Source organism: Staphylococcus argensis, assembly GCF_002902305.1.
Taxonomy (GTDB): domain Bacteria; phylum Bacillota; class Bacilli; order Staphylococcales; family Staphylococcaceae; genus Staphylococcus; species Staphylococcus argensis.
This window is the reverse complement of sequence record NZ_PPPX01000019.1, coordinates 1,814-21,432: the sequence shown is the minus strand read 5'-3', so window position 1 is coordinate 21,432 and position 19,619 is coordinate 1,814. Positions and strand designations below refer to the sequence as shown.

The following is a 19,619-nucleotide window of genomic DNA, read 5'->3' as shown; positions in this document are numbered from 1 at the left end:
AGTTTAAAATGTAACGAGTACAAGAGATTCTGAAATCATCTCTATGTACTCGCATGTAAAATAAGTGTTATTAAATGAATGGGAATCTCAGCATAAACGTAATATACAGAGCTCTTCATATGTGATGTGTTAAAATCTCCTACACTCTCTCAACGTTAGACGCTGTCTACCTTTACAATAAATGCGTGAACCACATCGTCACTAAACTTGAAACGATAACTACGAACCATGTGATGAGCCCGAGTAGAATGGGTTTAAATCCTGCTTCTTTAAACTGTTTAAAATCAACACCTAGACCGATACCCGCCATCGCAATACTGATAAAGAACAGAGAAATCTTTTGAAAAACATGAATGACCGCTGGAGAAAAGTTAAATACTGTACTGATGAGTGAAGCGAGAATAAATCCAACGATAAACCATGGAAAGATCTTCACAATCGATACGTTGGCGTCCTTCGATTTCATCTTATTCATGGTTCTCACTGCGAAGAATAATACCACTGGAATAATCATGAGTGTACGTGTAAGTTTGACGATCGCACCTGTTTGAAGTGCTTGGTGACCGTAAATTGAGGACGCAGCAATCACACTTGAAGTATCGTTAATTGCTGTACCACTAAAGTAACCAAAGGCCGTCTGACTCATGTGAAAGAGATGTCCCATAGGTGGAAAGATGAATACAGCAATCAAATTGAACAGAAACACCGTAGAAATCGAAAATGCAACTTCACTTTCTTTAGCACGGATAACAGGGCTCGTCGCAGCAATCGCCGAGCCGCCACAAATCGATGTCCCTACGCCGATGAGTATGCCAATGTTCTCATCAATATGTAATAACTTTAGCAATAAATAAACGATTAAAAACGCCACAATCAATGTAATAAAGATAATAGGTAGAGATTTCCAGCCTACACTACCAATCGATTGAAAGCTGAGCGTAAAGCCGAGCACAATAATGCTGTAGTGAAGCACTTTCTTACTGCTAAATTGAATTCCGGGTTGGAACGTGTCAGGAACACGCCAGATGTTACCGATCACCATACCGATGACGATAGCAAATATTGCGCTACCAATAATGGGTAGCCAAGTGCCAAGTATGGTCGCTATAATTGCGATGCTAATCGTCAGAATTAATCCTTTCAAACGATTCATGTTATCACCTTTTCTGTAAATCTTCTAAGTTCGTGATGACTAAAGGGCGAATAAGAACCTCATTGATGCATCATTGAAAATGCACCAAATAACGGCATAATGTTGATGAGTAATCCTCCGAGTTTCAGCAAGCCATTAACCTCTTTGTCACGCAGCGTTACTGCAACACAAATAATTCCGAGAATATTTAATACTATCGGCACAAATAACACTGGAAAGATTGGAAGTTGAAGAAATATACCTGCGCCTGTGATGACACCACAAATCAGTGCGATATAAATAAACTTCTGCATCGTCCATACGCTCCTTATATTATAAATAACTAATGATGAGTTCAAAGTCACCTTCGAATACTGTATCTAAATCGTGGGATGTGAGTATAAAGTTGGAACCTTTTTCAATAGCAAAGATTTCTCCATCAGTAATCACTTCACCTTGGCCATCGATAACTGAAACTAATACAAATTCACGCGGTTTCATATAATTCAATGTACCTGATATTTCCCATTTCACCATGGTAAAGAAATCATTAGACACCAGTTGTGTCCGTTTGTGATTCTCTCGATACTCAACATCTGTCGTCGAAACATTTTCAATATCAGGTGTTTCTAACACTTCAAACGCTTGGGTCTTGTTTAAACCACGATGATTCTTATCATATTCTCGACCATAATCATAAAGACGATAAGACACATCTGAGGACTGCATCGTCTCATACACGAGCACGCCAGCGCCGATTGAGTGCACCATACCAGCTGGAACATAATAGAAATCGCCTGCTTGTACTTCAACTTTATTGAAAAGCCCATCATAGTCTTGCTGCTGTAGACGCGTGAGATTATCTGGCGCTTCCTCATCTTTGAAACCGTAGATAATCTCGGCTCCTGGTTCCGCTTCAACGATGTACCAACACTCAGACTTCCCATATTGCCCATCTTCGTTCTCATACGCGTAGGCGTCATCGGGATGAACATGGATGGATAAAGGCCCCTGTGCGTCAATCAACTTCGTCATGAGTGGAAATTCATGGCTTGGAAAGTCTCCAAACAATTCTCGATGTGAATCCCACACCTCATCCAGTGTGCAACCTGAGAATCGACCTGTCGTAATCTCACACCGCCCACTTTGATGTGCAGAGATCGTCCATGCCTCACCCACTGTGTCACTAGGCAAATCGTAACCGAATGTCGTTAACTTCTTCCCACCCCAGACTTTGTCTTTCAACACTGGTTTTAAGAATAACGGCATTACTGCACCTCCGTCTTAGTATTCGCTACACTCTATCTCTCTATAGCTTTATATGTATATTCAATAAATTGTCGTCAATATATATTTGAAACCTTACTTTTATTAATATCTTAACGAACACTTACCTTGATTGTATCACAACATGCGGGCTACGCGGTAATTGAGTTCAGTATAGACCACAGCTCAAGTCGCAAACGTCACAAATTCTTAATACTTTCACTACAGTTTGTTGCTTTTTGTAGTTAAAAGTAAATAATTGCACTAAATCAAGCCTTGTTTTCATTTTAAGATAGGCATTATAATTGAATTAGGAAGTTATTAGAGACTTCCGGTCATGATTTAAGCATATAAGGTAATAGATATGATAAAGCAATAAGTTGATTGAAGCGCAACTTATTGACTTGAAAATTTGCGAAAACCCCAGTCGTCAATTACGACTGGGGTTGTTTTATACGATATTTAATTACATCAATATTAACTAGATCACTTAATGAAGCGACGAGCATCTTAACCCTTCACCGTCACGTCACTTATGCACACGTTTCTCCACATTATATTTGAGCAATCGCTTGCTTAATATCTGTGGAACCTTGAACAATTTGGAACTCTTGATTATCTTCACCGTCTTCATGTGCAACTTCTTTCAGCACTGTCGCGACATCTTCACGGGGAATTGCGCCATTACCTTCAAAGAAGGCACCTACGTCAATTTTACCACTACCAGATTGATCTAAGAGCAGACCTGGATGTACGATCGTATACGTTAAGCCTGATTGCTTAAGATATTCGTCCGCATAGTGTTTCGCAATCGTATAAGGTTTCAAATCACCGCTTGCGTCAAACGCTTCACGACGAGAGTCATACGTTGAAACCATGATAAAGCGTTGTACACCCGCAATCTTGCTCGCTTCTATCGTCTTCACTGCACCATCAAGATCAACGATGATTGTCTTATCAGCGCCTGTGTTACCACCTGAACCTACAGAGAAGATCACTTTGTCGAATCCTTTCACTTTCTCTTTCAACGTATCAATGTCATCTTTATCTACATCAATGAGTTGCGCTTTAATACCGCGTTCCTCTAATTGCTTCTGCTGATCTTCAGAACGCACACCTGCAGTGAAATCTTCACCATCTTGAGTTAATTGATCTACAAGCTTGCTACCTACGCCTCCATTGGCACCAATCACTAAAATACTCATCTGTTCGGCCTCCTATCTTGTCTTGTTCATTAAGTATTTGAGTATAGCTTACCGTAACAAGTCGCTACCCTCTTGTCCAAAGTTTGACTCAGCACGAAGAATATTTTAATATATGAATATATGTTCATATATTAAAATAGGAGTTAATACATATGGATAATCAAACGCAAGATATCGAACGCCATACACTTGAACGCGTGACTGAAATATTTAAAGCGCTCAGTGACGGCACTCGTGTAAGAATCTTACATTTATTAATTCAACATCCCTGCAGTGTCGGCCACATTTCACACACGTTAAATTTAAGTCAATCTAACGTCTCTCATCAACTTCGGTTATTGAAACAAGCGCATCTGGTTCATGCGCAGAGACAAGGTCAATCTAAGATTTATCAGCTCGATGACCAACATGTGACACAACTGTTAGAACAAGCACTCAATCATGCGACACATCATTAGGAGGCTCAATTATGTCTGAACACACACACGACCATTCACATGCGCACAGTCATGTTCATACGAACAACAAGAAAGTGCTGCTCATTAGTTTTATTCTTATTTTTACCTTTATGATTGTAGAAATTATTGGCGGTATCATTGCTAATAGTTTGGCATTACTATCAGATGGTGTGCATATGCTGAGCGATGCGATTTCGTTAGGCGTGGCGCTCATCGCTTTTATCTATGCGGAAAAACATCCTACCGTTAACAAAACGTTCGGTTACAAACGCTTTGAAATTCTTGCTGCGCTCTTTAACGGTGCGTTGCTCTTCGTCATTAGTATCTTTATCATTATCGAAGCGATTCAACGCTTTATGCAGCCAGCCGAAGTGCAGTCCACACAAATGTTTATCATCAGTACGATCGGTTTAATTATCAATGTGATTATCGCTGTCATGATGTTTGCCGGAAGTGATACAGAGCATAACTTGAATATGCGCGGCGCTTTCTTGCACGTCATCGGTGACTTGCTCGGCTCAATCGGTGCGCTCATCGCAGCTGTGCTGATTTGGTTGTTTGGTTGGAATTTAGCCGATCCTATCGTCAGCATTCTCATGTCATTGATTATCTTGAAAGGCGCTTGGGGCGTACTCAAATCTTCTCTCAACATCTTAATGGAAGGTACACCTGAGAACGTTGATTTAAATACGATTATTGAAGCAATTACTGAAGAACCTGAAATTGACAATGTGCACGATTGCCATATTTGGACGATTTCTAATGATATGAATGCGCTGAGTTGCCATGCTGTCGTCTCACCGTCGCTTACGATGGTTGAAACTGAAGCGGTCTTGAAACGTGTAGAACACAAGTTGAATCACTTAAATATTCAGCACGTGACAATTCAATTAGAGACGGCCAATCATGATCACGAAGATGCAGTATTCTGTTCAACACTCCATCATGATGAACATCACCATGCGCATTCACACGCTTAAATAGAAACTGTGGGTAAGTAACGATATGGACGAGTTTCAAATCGTTTTGACGAACTTGAACATATTGTGAGTTTACTCACGGTTTATTTTTGTGTTAAAACTATGTAAAGTCAACGATTGAGAGGCTTAATCGTTGTCTATTTATTTTGAAAAAGATATAGTATTTGATATTGTGTGTATATCAGTGAAAAGGAGTGCTAAAAATTGTTTAGTTTTCATACATCGGCTTTTAAAAGTATTAAGCCACAAAACTGGAAAGTCATAGGCTATACAGTTATCAGCGCAATTATGCTATTGATATTGCTTATTCCAAGCGCTTTTCTTATTGGTTCTGCAATAACTAATTACCATGTACAAGAACAAATGCAATCTCAATTGGGCGGTGGCGGTAGTAATGTATCGAATATGTTACCTGTATTTGCATCCATTATTATTGTTGCTTTAGTATGGATACTCTTAGGATATCCTGTATTCTCTAGTTTAGTTTATATGATAAGTAAAGCGACCCGAGGAGAAACGGTCAATATCCGTGATATCTTCTCAACATTCTTTAAAGGTAGATATGCGAAGTCATTATTGATGGGACTCATATCATCTATTATTTTCGCGATTGCATACGCTATCTATAAATTAATAATGCGCCTTTATATTATGTTAGCAAGTTCAATAATCAATCACTTTGCTAGTTCATTACAGAATGTAAGCAATCCTAATAATATTTTGACTACAATTCAAATAGTTAATTCAGTTATTTCTGGTTTAGTTTTATCTATTGTCATGATAATCGCATTTATGATTATTATTAACATGACAACTTCATTTGTGAATGATGTTGAGCGTAGTGCAGATACCCATATCAAAAATGGATTTAAAGGCATTAAAAATGGTCATAAAACTTGGTTTAAATTCTTTATCGGTACCGTGTTGATATGGTTGATAAGTATTATTGTTCTAAATGTGCTTATACCATTAATTAGTCTTTCATTACATTCAATGTCACAACGTGTAGCAAGCATAATATTGATTGTTCTTATCATCATAGGCTTAATCATCTCTATTATTTTGCTATACATCATCTTTGTTGCAATGGTTCATTACTTTAACCGCAACGGCAAGAAGCCAGAAAAAACAACAAAAGCATAAGTCAAATAGAGAAGCCAGTCAGTGGATAACCGTTTCCACCGACTGGCCTTTTCTATTATAAAGTGATTCATCGTATCCTCTCACAACTATAGTAAATGCTCCTCAAGGTAACGCGCCGCACCGTCTTCTTCGTTCGTCAACGATGTCACATCTTTAGCTAATGCTTGAACTTCAGGACGCGCATTCTTCATCGCCACAGTGTAGTGACCGAACTCGAACATCGCCTGGTCGTTATCACTATCACCGATAACTAAAGTACTTTCACGTGGAATGTTGAAGTGTTCAATCATCTCTTTAATCGCTGTACCTTTATTCACACCATACGCCATCGTCTCCGCATTAAAGCGTGAAGAATTGGATACTGAAATATTCAACTGCTCTTGATCTTTAACCAATTGGTTACGGAAAGCTTGAATTTGTGATTGCTCTGTTGAGAATAAATAAATCTTCGCATACGGTTCATCAGGTAAGGCTTCAACCCATTCCACCTTATCCTTTAAAGCATCTTTACGCGAATGCCATTCACTCACGCTCACTCCGCCTACAGGTTCCTCTTCAGCAACCATTGCTTCTATCCATTCTCTATCTTCTGTTAAAATGCGTCTTTGACCATCATATGGAAAGACTTCATAATAGATATGGTTCTCTTGAGCTAACTTCACAATGTCTTGTACTTGAGCTAAAGTCATACCATGTTGGAAGATGATTTCTTCTTGAACCTTACCTTGCGTACCGTTCGAGCTAATGATGCCATCGACACTAAAGTCATCTGATACGAGATAGTGAATTTCATCGTGAGAACGCCCTGTAGCGAGAAAGACTTTGTAGCCACGATGTCTCAACTCTTGAATAATTCGAGTCGTATCATCACTGACTCGGTTATCACTATGTAAGATCGTTCCATCCATGTCGAGAAAGATTGCTTGTACATTATCCATTATGCTTGACCTCCAACGTCACTTATTAATGCTATTATCTCACTTCGCTGGAGCGGACTCAATCACTTGAGCTTTGTAAAAATAAGGCGTAGCGTCCATGAAGTTGGGTTAACTCCACTGGTCGTCCGAAAAATGCTGAAAGTGTCGCTGTTCATAACCGTTTCAATTGCACCTTGCTTATAGCATTCTCCATCTTTTAATAGGAATCCTTTTCCCACCTCAGAAGTTAGTTCCTCAACGAAATGTGTGACGTAGATCACTGCTAAATCAGGATAATGATGATAGAGATTGTCGAGCGCACTCAGAACCGCTTCACGTGCGATAAAGTCCAATCCAGAGACCGGTTCATCTAACACGAGTAAATCAGGTTGCCCCATTAACGCACGCGCAATGAGCACGCGTTGTCTTTCGCCAGTAGATAGTAGGCCATAATACTGCTCCTTAAAGTCCTCCATTTCTACTTGCTGGAGTAATTGCAACGCATTCTCTTGTACTTCCTCAGACGGCTCCGTATATAAACCGATAGATTTATAAGCCCCACTCATTACGACGTCTTTGACAAGTTCTCCTTCTTGAAAACGTTCCATTAAACTATTAGACACAAAGCCAATATGACTGCGCACGTTGTCGGCCGAATAACCGATCTTACCTGGTTGCATACCAAATAAAGTCATCTCACCTCTTGTAGGGGATTCGTATGCATTGATAATATTTAACAATGTCGTCTTGCCTGCGCCGTTGAGCCCATAGAGTACCCAGCGATCACCTTCATTTATCGTCCAGTCAATATCATTGAGTATCGTCTTCCCCTTTTTAATACGTCCGATATTTTTAAGATTAATTAGCAAGTGCTTCCCCTCCTTTAGAAGATTAGGTTTATTGTACGATAATTCAGATATTTTTCAAAGTGCATGATAGAAAAAAGAGAGTAAATGCCCGAAAGCATCTACTCTCCTCTGATAAATCATACCACTCTTATTCAACTGTTACAGATTTCGCTAAGTTACGTGGTTTATCTACATCTAAGTCACGGTGTAGTGCTGCATAATAAGCAATTAATTGTGTTGCTACTACAGATACGAGTGGTGTCAATAATTCGTGAACTTGTGGAATCACGTAAGTGTCGCCTTCTTTTTCAAGACCTTCCATTGAAATAACGCAAGTGTTCGCACCACGTGCTGCAACTTCTTTCACGTTACCGCGAATTGAGTTATTCACGTTCTCTTGTGTAGCAAGTGCTACTACTGGCGTACCTTCTTCGATCAACGCGATCGTACCGTGTTTCAATTCACCACCAGCAAAACCTTCAGCTTGGATGTAAGAGATTTCTTTCAGTTTCAACGCACCTTCAAGACTGACATTGTAATCAATTGTACGTCCGATGAAGAATGCATTACGTGTATCATCCATAAATTCTTTCGTAATATCTTCTAACTTCTCAGCGTCGTCTACAATCGCTTCGATTGCTGTTGTCACTTTCGCAAGTTCTCTTAATAAGTCTACTTCAGCTTCGCGACCGTGTTCTAAGGCAACGATTTGAGACAAGATTGAGAGCACTGCGATTTGCGCTGTGTATGCTTTCGTAGAAGCCACAGCAATTTCTGGACCTGCATGTAAGAGTAAAGTGTGGTCCGCTTCACGTGACAATGTAGAACCTGGAACGTTTGTAATCGTGAGTGATTTATGGCCTAATTTCTTCGTTTCAACGAGCACAGCACGACTGTCTGCAGTTTCTCCTGATTGAGAAATGTAGATAAATAATGGGTTCTCTGATAATAATGGCATGTTGTAAACGAATTCAGAAGCAACGTGAACTTCTGTCGGAACGCCTGCCCATTTTTCAATAAACTCTTTACCTACTAAACCAGCATGGTAGCTCGTACCTGCTGCAATAATGTAGATACGGTCTGCTGCTGCAACGTCATCCACGATATCTTTATCCATCTTCAAGTTACCTTCGCAGTCTTGATATTCTTGGATAATACGACGCATTACAGCTGGTTGTTCATGAATTTCTTTAAGCATGTAATGATCGTAAACACCTTTCTCAGCGTCTGCGGCATCAATTTCAGCAGTGTATGTTTCACGATCTTGAACATTGCCATCTTGATCTTTAATGACTACACTATCACGTTTAACAATAACGATTTCATGGTCATGAATTTCTTTATACTCATTTGTCACTGGTAACATTGCTAACGCGTCTGAAGCAATGACGTTAAAGTCATCACCGACACCGATAAGCAATGGCGATTTATTCTTCGCAACGTAGATCGTGTCATTGTCTTGATCGTCTAAAAGTCCAAGTGCGTATGAACCTTCGAGCATTGAAACTACTTTAGTAAATGCTGTTTCAGTATCTAAACCTTCGTTAGCGAAGTGTTCGATAAGTTGTACAACGATTTCTGTATCTGTTTCTGATAAGAAATTCACATCACTTAAATACTCTGCTCTTAACTCTTCATAGTTCTCGATTACACCATTATGTACGAGTGTATAACGTTTAGAAGCAGATTGATGTGGATGTGAGTTTTCGTGGTTAGGTACACCGTGTGTCGCCCAACGTGTATGACCGATACCAAGTGTACCGTCAAAGTCATTATCATCTGCTACTTTTCTTAAATCAGCGATACGGCCTTTTTCCTTAAACACTTCTGTACCTTCATCGTTAGTTAAAGCGATACCTGCTGAGTCATAACCTCTATATTCTAATTTCTCTAAACCTTTAAGCAATAGTTCTTTGGCATTATCATGCCCAATATATCCGACAATTCCGCACATAATATTTCCTCCAATAATTACACGAAACAAGCTATAGGAGCTTAGTCTAGAATTGCGCATAGTAAAAGAAGACATCGATGGTTCTATCCATGTCTGTGATCACACACGCTTTAGCGCATCCTAGCAACTGCTCTCTTACAGTTCGTGTTTTGCTATAGTCATGTAGGCTTGCTTAATAACTTTGTGCACTAGGTTACCCTAATGTTTTCATCATTAAGCTTACGAATGAGCCTAACCATCCGGGATAGCATCCGCCGAAATCTCGATAACTATCCACCTCGTCTACAAATACAGACGACCTATCTATTAAGATTTCTGATATTAAACCTTAAATGCTGGATAAGACACTGCATTTGTACTGGCGCTTTAACTGAATTATGTTGTCTGTCCTCCTTTCTACCAACATACATAATTCTACAATGTAATGGTATTGTAATGCAAACATTACCACATTGGAGCCGCCCCTTGTTTATCCCATTTCTACTATTAATAAACATGGTTCACAAAGTGATGTTTGTCACACTTCTACTGACAAAGTTGTCATTAGTTATGATTGTGCTAACGCTTACATGCCTCATACAATAGACTTACAAACTTATTGAAAAAGAGGTGTCCTCTATGTCAGATACACAAGAGAACAAAGGAATTGGCCGCAAAGTCCAAGCTTTCGGATCGTTCCTCAGTAGTATGATTATGCCAAACATTGGCGCGTTTATCGCTTGGGGTTTAATCGCAGCGATTTTTATCAAAGGCGGTTGGTGGCCTAACAAAGATCTCGCAGGTTTAGCTGACCCAATGATTAAATATTTAATTCCACTACTCATCGCATATAGTGGTGGTCGTCTCATCCATGAAATGCGTGGCGGTATTATTGCTGCTGTTGCAACGATGGGTGTCATCGTGGCTATGCCGGATACACCAATGTTGCTTGGCGCTATGGTTATGGTACCTTTAGTCGGTTGGTTGATGAAGAAGACAGACCAATTCATTCAACCTCGTACGCCACAAGGTTTCGAAATGTTGTTTAACAACTTCTCAGCCGGAATCCTTGGCTTTATCATGACCCTCGTAGGATTTAAGATTATTGCACCTATTATGCACGGAATTATGTACATCCTATCCGTAATCGTGGGTAGTCTTGTACACGCGCACTTATTACCTATCGTGAGTATCATCGTTGAGCCAGCAAAGATTGTGTTCTTAAATAACGCGATTAACCACGGTGTGTTCACACCTCTTGGTGCAGACCAATCTGCACATTTAGGTAAATCTATTCTTTATACGATTGAATCTAACCCTGGACCAGGTCTCGGAATCCTTGTCGCTTACATGATCTTCGGTAAAGGAACTGCTAAAGCCACATCTTACGGCGCAGGTATCATCCACTTCCTCGGTGGTATCCATGAGATTTACTTCCCATATGTATTGATGCGTCCGTTACTCTTCATCGCAGTTATCCTTGGTGGTATGACAGGTGTTGCAACTTATTCACTCTTTGACTTTGGTTTTAAAAGTCCAGCGTCACCAGGTTCATTCTTGGTCTACATTTTCAACACGCCTAAAGGCAACTACTTGCATATGATTCTCGGTGTGCTGCTCGCAGCGCTCGTTTCATTTATTGTCGCATCACTCATTTTACGCTTTACGAAAGAACCTAAACAGAATCTTGAAAGTGCTACAGCACAAATGGAACAAACGAAAGGTAAGAAATCAAGAGTATCTTCACAACTATCAGGGAACAAAGATACTAAAGATGCATCAGCACAAGCAGACAAAGCTGAAAATGAAAGTACTACGTCTGAAGCTAGTGCTGAAGAGGAAGAAGACCTAACAGAGAAATATGATACTGAGAATGTCGATGCGCACGACTACAGCAAGATTAACCACGTCATCTTCGCATGTGACGCGGGAATGGGCTCTAGTGCAATGGGTGCAAGCATGTTACGTAATAAATTTAAAAAAGCTGGCTTGACTGACATTGACGTCACGAATACAGCGATCAATCAGTTACCACAAGATGCACAACTTGTCATTACTCAGAAGAAATTAACAGATCGTGCAATCAAACAAGCACCAAATGCGATTCACATCTCTGTAGATAATTTCTTAAACTCACCTAGATACGAAGAGCTACTCGAACAGTTAAAGTCTGATCAGTAATCTTTCAACCCCAGAGACAAATTAAAGGAGGACACAGCTATGTTACTGAGCAAACGTGAAAGAGCCATCACTGAAATGTTACTCAAGCATCAAGACCAATATTTAACGATATACGATATTGCTCAAACGCTCGCTGTCTCCTCTCGTACAATCCATCGTGAATTAAAGTCATTAGAAGAGACATTGAACCAACTGGATTTAACATTGGAACGTGTGGTACGTAAAGGCTTGAAGTTAAGTGGCACACCTCATGCGATTAAGCGTTTACGTCAACTCATCCAAGAGCAAACTATGACAGACTTATCTGAAGAAGAGCAGCAAGTCATTATTCTATATGCTTTGATCCAAGCAGAGGACCCCATTAAGCAGTATAGTCTTGCACATGAGATAGGGGTTTCAACTCAAACCCTTTCTAAAATCTTGGATCAACTGGAGCAAGTACTCAATAACTATCAACTCAAACTGCAACGTAAACGCGGCGAAGGAATTTCATTACAAGGTCCAGAATCTAAGAAACGTGAACTGCTTAGTTTATGGATGGTGAATGATTTAAATAGTACGAGTGTTTATTCGGTCATCGAGAACCACTTCGTCTATCAATCGCTCAACCAAACGCAGCTATCTATGGTGGATATGGACAAGATATTCCGAGTCGAGCGGCTATTGATGGATTATCTTGACTCACTTCCTTATACACTTATCGAGTCGAGCTATATCACGTTAACCGTTCATATTGTACTGAGTATTGATCGCATGCAGAAGAATGAATATGTCTCCTTAGAACCTAAAGTTTACGAAGAGGTACGCAATACACGTGAATTTGAAGTTGCCACTGCGCTCGCATCTCGCTTAGAGGAGATTTAAGAAGTCACTTTTACTAAAGCCGAAATTACCTTTATTACGATTCATCTCAGAGGTGCTAAACGTAAAAACCTCCCTGATGAGGAAGCGCATGATGCAACGCTGATTCATCGTTTTATTCAACGTGTCAGTATTTATGCCGAGATGGAATTTACTGAGTTAGACACGCTAACTGAAGGGTTGAAATTGCATCTCATTCCGGCCATAAACCGTTTGAGAGCGAATATTGAAACTTATAACCCGCTCACTCAGATGGTGAAAGAGAAATACCCTCATCTCTTTCACAGTGTGAAGCTAGCTGTAGAGGAGACGTGGAGTGATTTACACTTTCCTGATAGTGAGATTGCCTTTCTCGTTCTCCATTTCGGTGGCGCTATTAGACGTGAGGGTCAGCGCGAGTTAAATGTGTTAGTTGTTTGTAGTAGTGGTATCGGCACGAGTCGACTATTGGCCACACGCTTAGAACAAACCTTTCCAGAGATCACTTCGACGCAACAAGCTTCAGTTGGAGATTTAGCGCATATGTCATTCGAGAAATTTGATGCGATTATTTCGACGGTCAATCTTGATATTGAAGCGGATTACTTAACTGTAAATCCTTTACTTCCGGATACAGATATTCACCTTGTCGCTCAATTTTTAAAAAGCCAGAGTGATTATGCGCAAACTGAAACACGGACGGAAGTTCCGAGCAACCTTTGGAAACCAAAGCAAGCCGCTCAAACACAACTTGATACTGAACAAATCTTAAAGCAAGTTCGAGAAGGACTACAACTTCTTGATCGATGTGAAGTCGAACATGTTCATGTAGAAGATGTAGTTAATTATCTGACAGACAGCTTGTATCAACGAGAAGTTATCAACGATCGTCAGTCATTCTCTGAATTGCTGGTAGCTCGTATGGAGCAAGATGGGTATGCTTTAGCGCCCTATCCCCTTGCGCTTCCACATCTAAGAAGTTCACTCATCCAGAAATCGATGTTGCTTCTCACATTGTTGGAACAACCACTCGAGCTACCAAATCATAATGACACACCGATTCGTTATTTAATTAATATATTTATTCCTGACGACCCTGGCTTAGCACAACTCGTCAGTCATTTTACCGGTGAACTGATTCACCACCTTGATGAAATCGACGTACTGATGTCAGAACCGGACAAATTGATTTCAATATTGAAGGATCAGTATGTCGCCTATTTAAAACAAATCTTAATTATGGAGTGATACGATTATGAGCGAATTATTTAGCAATGACAATATTTATCTTAATCAATCAATTGGTACACAAGAGGAAGCCATTGAGCAAGCTGGTCAAGCGTTAGTTAAAAGTGGTGCAGTGACTGAAGGCTATATTCAAGCAATGAAAGAGCGTGAACAACTCGTGTCTACGTTTATGGGTAACGGTTTAGCAATCCCTCACGGTACAGACGAAGCGAAGACAGAAGTCATTCAATCAGGATTATCTTTAATTCAAATTCCTGAAGGTATCGATTGGGATGGTGAAACAGTGAAAGTCGTAGTAGGTATTGCAGGTAAAGATGGCGAGCATTTAGACTTATTATCCAAAATCGCGATCACGTTCAGTGAAGAGGAGAATGTTGAACGTATCGTCAACGCACAATCTGCAGAAGAAATTAAGCAAGTCTTTGAGGAGGCCGATGCATGATGAAAGCCCTACATTTCGGTGCCGGCAACATTGGTCGAGGTTTCATCGGCTTCATCCTTGCTGATAATGAGGTCAAAGTAACCTTTGCGGATGTCAATGAGACAGTGATTAATGAACTTGAGCAACAACATGAATACGACGTTATCTTAGCTGACGAAGAACGTACGACAACACGTGTGCACAATGTTGATGGTATTAATTCTAGCGAACCTTCAGATGCGTTGAAACAAGCAGTGTTGGAAGCGGATATTATTACTACTGCTGTCGGCGTAAACATTTTACCACTCATTGCGAAGACGTTTGCGCCTTACCTCAAAGAGAAAGAAACACCTGTTAACATCGTAGCGTGCGAGAATGCGATTATGGCTACAAACACGTTGAAACAAGCGATCTTAGATATTACAGGACCACTAGGTGACCACATCCACTTTGCGAACTCAGCGGTTGACCGTATCGTGCCTGAACAGCATAACGAGAATCTGTTGGACGTCGTAGTAGAACCGTTCTTTGAATGGGCGATTGAACGCCAACACTGGTACGGTCCTGAGTTAGATCATATTCACTACGCAGATGATCTTACACCTTACATCGAACGTAAATTGCTTACAGTGAACACAGGACATGCATTCTTAGCTTATGCAGGACGATACCATGATAAAGCCACTGTGTTCGATGCTATGAAAGACACTCAAATTAAAGACGGCTTGAAACAAGTGCTTTCAGAGACGAGTCAGTATATTACGTCTAAATTCACTTTCACAGCGTCTCAACAAGGGCAATATGTGGAACAAATCATGGAACGTTTTGAGAATCCAAATCTCTCTGATGCGGTAACGCGTGTTGGCCGAGGCACTTTGCGTAAAATTGGTCCTCAAGATCGCATTATTAAACCGCTCAACTACCTTTATCAACAGAACTTACCTCATGAAGGATTGCTGAAAGCTGCAGCTTATCTATTAAAATACGATGATACTAATGATAAAGAGACGGTTGAGAAGAACGATTATATTAAAAACAACGGTGTTGAAGCATTTCTTAAAGAATATGCGCACACTGATGAAGGTTTAACTCAAGAAATTGTGCGTGAATACAACGTACTAGGATAAACAAAAGGATTCGAGCTCGAAGTGAATAACTTCATGCTCGAATCCTTTTTATATGATGTGATATCAGAATAAGTCAGGCATAGCATAAGTCGCCCTATCACTCATTGTACTAAATGGTTGAATGGCGATTATTCTAGCCCCATATGTTCTTCAACCACTTTGGCAATACGTTCTGCATACTCTTGTGCTTTCTCATCTGTAGCTGCTTCAACCATGACACGTACGAGTGGTTCTGTACCTGAAGGACGTACGAGAATACGGCCTTCTCCGTTCATATCCACTTCTACTTTCGTCATTTCTTCTTGTACTGCTACATTTTCTTCAACACGGTGTTTATCTGTTACTTTCACGTTGACGAGTGATTGTGGATATTTCTTCATTTGTGCGGCTAATTCGCTTAGTTTTTTACCAGTAAGTTTAATCACTGAAGCTAATTGCACACCTGTAAGTAAGCCGTCACCCGTCGTGTTGTAGTCCATCATCACAATGTGACCTGACTGTTCACCACCAAGGTTGTAACCGCCACGACGCATTTCTTCCACTACATAACGGTCGCCGACTTTCGTCTTGTTTGATTGAATACCTTCCGCTTCTAACGCTTTGTAGAAACCGAGGTTGCTCATCACTGTTGAAACAATCATATTATGATTGAGTTCTTGGTTCTTCGCCATTTCTTGCCCAATAATGAACATGATTTGGTCACCATCGATGATGTCACCTTTCTCATCTACCGCGATCAAGCGGTCACCATCACCATCGAATGCAAGACCGAAGTCACATTCTTTCTCAACCACTGTTTCAGCCAGTTTCTCAGGATGAGTAGAACCTACTTGGTCATTGATATTGTAACCATCTGGATTACAACCGACCGTTACTGTGTCTGCTTCTAAATCCCCGAATAAGAATGGTGCAAGTGATGAAGTAGAACCATGTGCGCCATCTAAGGCAATCTTCATACCTTCGAAATCTACATCTACCGTTGATTTAAGATAGCTTAAGTACTTCTGAGAGCCTTCGAAGTAATCAGAGTAGTGTACTAAATCTTCTCCAACCGGTCTAGGAATGTCAGGATTCTCTTTATTAAGTAATGCTTCAATTTCTTCTTCTTGAGCATCAGAAAGTTTGAATCCGTCTGAACCGAAGAATTTAATACCGTTATCTTCAACCGGATTGTGTGAAGCAGAAATCATTACACCAAGCTCTGCTTCCATTTCTTTAGTTAAGTAAGCCACACCTGGTGTAGAAATCACACCTAAGCGCATAACTTCCGCTCCGATTGAAACGAGACCTGCGATGAGCGCAGACTCTAACATTTCACCAGATACACGTGTATCACGTCCTACGAGGACCTTAGGATGTTTCTTGTCTTTATTATGTGCAAGTACATAGCCACCATAACGTCCGAGCTTAAAGGCAAGTTCAGGTGTTAAATCTTGGTTTGCGACACCTCTGACACCATCAGTACCAAAATATTTAGCCATTGTTATTAACTCCTTTGTATCTTACGTATTATTTAATATAGACTTTCGCTTGTGTCTGATCTGGATCAGCTTTCGTCACATGCTTAGGCAATTTGAGAGTGACCTCTTTCTCAGTATCTTCACTCTCATTATCGACATCAATTTCCCCTGTGATTTCGTCGATATCCTTTAAGTCATCTTTATTTCCATAAATTTCAATTTCATCATCATCGAGTTTCACTTTATCCACTTGATGTCCATCGGCTAAACTACCCACCACTTTAGGTGCGATCTTCACCTTTTTACTATAAGGTTCAAGTTTAGCTGATAAATTCACTTCTTTAGGTTGAATCGTCACATCCACTTTATTGAGCTGACTATCAAATGCAGTAATTTGCGCTACATCTGTAGTATCTTCAGAAATTGTACTTGAATCTTTATACGTCGCTTTCAAGTAGGCAATCTTCTTAATCTGTTCTTGTCCGCCAGTTACTTTCACAGTGCGTGGAGAAACAGTTTGTTCGCTTATCTTATGCTCTCCATCTACATTGTTCTCGCTGACATCTGGCTCAACTTTCATCGTCTTAGTGACTTTCTGTTCGAGATTGACACTCGCATCTTTCGGTTTCACTTCATAATCTAAATCTTCATCTAAACCTTTGACTTCAAAATCTGCTGAATGTTTTCCCGCTTTTTCACCAGTTAAATCAAGCACAGCTTTCACATCTTCGTTCTTTTGTGCTTTTAACACTTGGGAACGTGTGCCTGATAAGTCTACATTGACTGTTTCTGGTGCGCCACTCGCATAAAGTGATTTGTGATCATATTTCACCTCAACAGGAACATCATTCAATGTCTCTGTCGAATTCTGTCCGAATTTATCTGCATTGAACACATTACCGAATACATTATTAACGGATAGGAAGAATAATACCGCAAGTGCTAACGCAATTAAACGCAGCCCCCATTTACTTTCTAACATCTATTTCACACCTTTCTCTTGAAAGTGTGTGCCAAACCAATGTTCAGCCAACAATTCTTCAAATGCATCTGTAGAAATATCTTTACGCAACTTACCGTCGAATGTCACAGAGATAGACCCTGTCTCTTCAGAAACGACTGCAGTAAATGCATCTGAAACTTCAGATATACCTACAGCTGCTCTATGACGTGTACCTAAACTCTTCGCGATCTTCGCACTATCAGAAAGTGGAAGGTAACAAGCTGCACTTGCGATCTTCGTACCCTGGATAATCATCGCGCCATCGTGCAGTGGTGTATTAGGTATAAACACGTTCGTTAGCAACTCTTGAGAAATGTCAGAATCGAGCGGTATACCCGTTTCTATATAATCTTGTAAACCAGTCTCTTTTTCAAAGACAATGAGCGCACCAATACGACGTTTCGCCATGTATTGAATGGCTTTCGATACCGCTTCAATTAGCTTATCTTCATTGCTGTTTAAATTACTTGTATATCTTTTAAATAAACTGCCTCGCCCTAGCTGTTCAAGAGCTCGTCGAATCTCAGGTTGGAAGATTACGATAAGGGCTAGTACCCCCCATTGGATGACGAGATCAAACAAGTGGGATGTCGCAGTCAGGTTAAGCATCTTACTCACTTGTTGGCCAATGACGATGACCACAATACCCTTGAGCAATTGAATCGCTTTCGTACCCTTAAATACTGTAATAACTAAGTAAAGGACATACCAAACGATGAGTAAATCAAGGATGCTCGTAATGACGCTTACCGTATTCCAATGATTAAAATAATTGGATAATTCCATAACATCTCCTCCGGTAATCTGTTCCCATGCTATCCATTATACCAATCATAACTATAACTGTCATATATAGTTACAGCTAAATTCTTCTTTAGTTTGAAAATTGAAATATTAGATTTATATGGCAGAAACTTTTTGAGAATTTGAGGTGTAGTTAAAGTGGAAATCGTGAATTGGAGTAAAGTTTCTGTCGGAGAAAAATAAAAAAGCGGGAGCGAGCGAGAAAATAGGATATTTTCTACGCTCCTCCACGCATTGAAAAGTTGAAGTTTATTTGAATGTATAGCTATTTTTAGTGGCAAATCGCTCTAATTACAAAAATAGCAACGGGCCTGGGACTTATTAATTTTCAATGTTATAACTCTCGCTTGCTTATGGGACCACACTCAACTAATTCTTTTCGCTCAAAGAGCTCAAAGAATGGATTTTCGTTGTGGTCTAGCTCCATCAAGCGTCTCGAGTTCACATTGAAAAATTTGCTCAAGAATTTATTTTAAGTTTGCTTTTTATTTATCTCAGAAGTCAATCCACATATATGTCCCAAGCTCTATGCATCTGTTATATGTGAGAAGTTATACATTTTAAGATTGTCACTTCTTAACTAACAACTCATCTCATTTCTCCTCATCATTATAATAACGATTCGCCTAAGAAACTTCCGATTAAGCCGACAG

The 19,619-nt window shown here is 40.0% G+C and carries 17 protein-coding genes and 1 pseudogene; 8 read left to right on the top strand and 10 right to left on the bottom strand.

The genetic code is table 11. The features are described from left to right. Positions 1–172: 172 nt before the first annotated feature. The 4 genes from CD039_RS11510 to CD039_RS11495 form a co-directional block, all read right to left on the bottom strand. The gene (locus tag CD039_RS11510; protein WP_103372428.1) at positions 173–1,153 is read right to left on the bottom strand and encodes a YeiH family protein; all 981 of its coding nucleotides are present in this window, start codon (positions 1,151–1,153) and stop codon (positions 173–175) included. Between the two features lie 59 nt (positions 1,154–1,212). After that, positions 1,213–1,446, bottom strand: a complete 234-nt coding sequence (locus CD039_RS11505; protein WP_002471655.1) for a hypothetical protein — start codon at positions 1,444–1,446, stop codon at positions 1,213–1,215. A 19-nt stretch (positions 1,447–1,465) separates the two neighbouring features. After that, the gene (locus CD039_RS11500) at positions 1,466–2,401 is read right to left on the bottom strand and encodes a type I phosphomannose isomerase catalytic subunit (protein ID WP_103372427.1); all 936 of its coding nucleotides are present in this window, start codon (positions 2,399–2,401) and stop codon (positions 1,466–1,468) included. 551 nt (positions 2,402–2,952) lie between these two features. Then, positions 2,953–3,603 carry an SDR family oxidoreductase gene (locus tag CD039_RS11495; protein WP_103372426.1) on the bottom strand — a complete coding sequence of 217 codons (651 nt, stop codon included), beginning with the start codon at positions 3,601–3,603 and terminating at the stop codon, positions 2,953–2,955. 152 nt (positions 3,604–3,755) lie between these two features. On the opposite strand from CD039_RS11495, the gene CD039_RS11490 reads away from it, so the two are divergent. From CD039_RS11490 to CD039_RS11480, 3 genes are all read left to right on the top strand, one after another. Next, positions 3,756–4,061 (top strand): ArsR/SmtB family transcription factor, encoded by a 306-nt coding sequence (locus CD039_RS11490; protein ID WP_103372425.1) that lies wholly within the window; start codon positions 3,756–3,758, stop codon positions 4,059–4,061. Positions 4,062–4,072: 11 nt separating this feature from the next. Beyond that, positions 4,073–5,041 carry a cation diffusion facilitator family transporter gene (locus CD039_RS11485; protein ID WP_103372424.1) on the top strand — a complete coding sequence of 323 codons (969 nt, stop codon included), beginning with the start codon at positions 4,073–4,075 and terminating at the stop codon, positions 5,039–5,041. Positions 5,042–5,245: 204 nt separating this feature from the next. Further along, positions 5,246–6,184, top strand: coding sequence for a hypothetical protein (locus CD039_RS11480; protein ID WP_103372423.1), 939 nt, complete (start codon positions 5,246–5,248; stop codon positions 6,182–6,184). Positions 6,185–6,270: 86 nt separating this feature from the next. Here the strand turns inward: CD039_RS11480 and CD039_RS11475 are convergent, their stop codons facing one another. From CD039_RS11475 to glmS, 3 genes and pseudogenes are all read right to left on the bottom strand, one after another. Continuing rightward, positions 6,271–7,122, bottom strand: coding sequence for an HAD family hydrolase (locus CD039_RS11475; RefSeq protein WP_103372422.1), 852 nt, complete (start codon positions 7,120–7,122; stop codon positions 6,271–6,273). Between the two features lie 58 nt (positions 7,123–7,180). Next, positions 7,181–7,970 (bottom strand): annotated as a pseudogene (locus tag CD039_RS11470) (ABC transporter ATP-binding protein). A gap of 127 nt (positions 7,971–8,097) precedes the next feature. Then, positions 8,098–9,903 (bottom strand): glutamine--fructose-6-phosphate transaminase (isomerizing), encoded by a 1,806-nt coding sequence (glmS, locus tag CD039_RS11465; protein WP_103372421.1) that lies wholly within the window; start codon positions 9,901–9,903, stop codon positions 8,098–8,100. A 618-nt stretch (positions 9,904–10,521) separates the two neighbouring features. Here glmS and CD039_RS11460 point away from each other — a divergent pair. Genes CD039_RS11460 through CD039_RS11445 form a run of 5 tightly spaced genes read left to right on the top strand, consistent with a single transcriptional unit; the run spans position 10,522 to position 15,699 of the window. Beyond that, positions 10,522–12,063 carry a PTS mannitol transporter subunit IIBC gene (locus tag CD039_RS11460; RefSeq protein ID WP_103372420.1) on the top strand — a complete coding sequence of 514 codons (1,542 nt, stop codon included), beginning with the start codon at positions 10,522–10,524 and terminating at the stop codon, positions 12,061–12,063. A 39-nt stretch (positions 12,064–12,102) separates the two neighbouring features. After that, complete coding sequence (locus CD039_RS12305) at positions 12,103–12,927, top strand: BglG family transcription antiterminator (RefSeq protein WP_420853098.1); 825 nt, start codon at positions 12,103–12,105, stop codon at positions 12,925–12,927. Positions 12,928–12,951: 24 nt separating this feature from the next. Continuing rightward, on the top strand, positions 12,952–14,151 hold the full coding sequence (locus tag CD039_RS12300; RefSeq protein WP_420853100.1) for a BglG family transcription antiterminator: 1,200 nt from the start codon (positions 12,952–12,954) through the stop codon (positions 14,149–14,151). Between the two features lie 7 nt (positions 14,152–14,158). After that, the gene (locus CD039_RS11450) at positions 14,159–14,593 is read left to right on the top strand and encodes a PTS mannitol transporter subunit IIA (protein ID WP_103372419.1); all 435 of its coding nucleotides are present in this window, start codon (positions 14,159–14,161) and stop codon (positions 14,591–14,593) included. Continuing rightward, positions 14,593–15,699, top strand: coding sequence for a mannitol-1-phosphate 5-dehydrogenase (locus CD039_RS11445; protein WP_103372467.1), 1,107 nt, complete (start codon positions 14,593–14,595; stop codon positions 15,697–15,699). Before CD039_RS11450 ends, CD039_RS11445 begins: the two co-directional genes overlap by 1 nt. Before the next feature lie 128 nt (positions 15,700–15,827). Here CD039_RS11445 and glmM read toward each other — a convergent pair whose 3' ends face one another. Genes glmM through cdaA form a run of 3 tightly spaced genes read right to left on the bottom strand, consistent with a single transcriptional unit; the run spans position 15,828 to position 18,948 of the window. Beyond that, positions 15,828–17,180: a phosphoglucosamine mutase gene (gene glmM, locus CD039_RS11440; protein WP_103372418.1), complete on the bottom strand. Its 1,353-nt coding sequence runs from the start codon at positions 17,178–17,180 to the stop codon at positions 15,828–15,830. A 28-nt stretch (positions 17,181–17,208) separates the two neighbouring features. Beyond that, positions 17,209–18,141, bottom strand: a complete 933-nt coding sequence (locus CD039_RS11435; protein ID WP_103372417.1) for a CdaR family protein — start codon at positions 18,139–18,141, stop codon at positions 17,209–17,211. Then, the gene (gene cdaA / locus CD039_RS11430) at positions 18,142–18,948 is read right to left on the bottom strand and encodes a diadenylate cyclase CdaA (protein WP_049405639.1); all 807 of its coding nucleotides are present in this window, start codon (positions 18,946–18,948) and stop codon (positions 18,142–18,144) included. Positions 18,949–19,619: the final 671 nt, after the last annotated feature.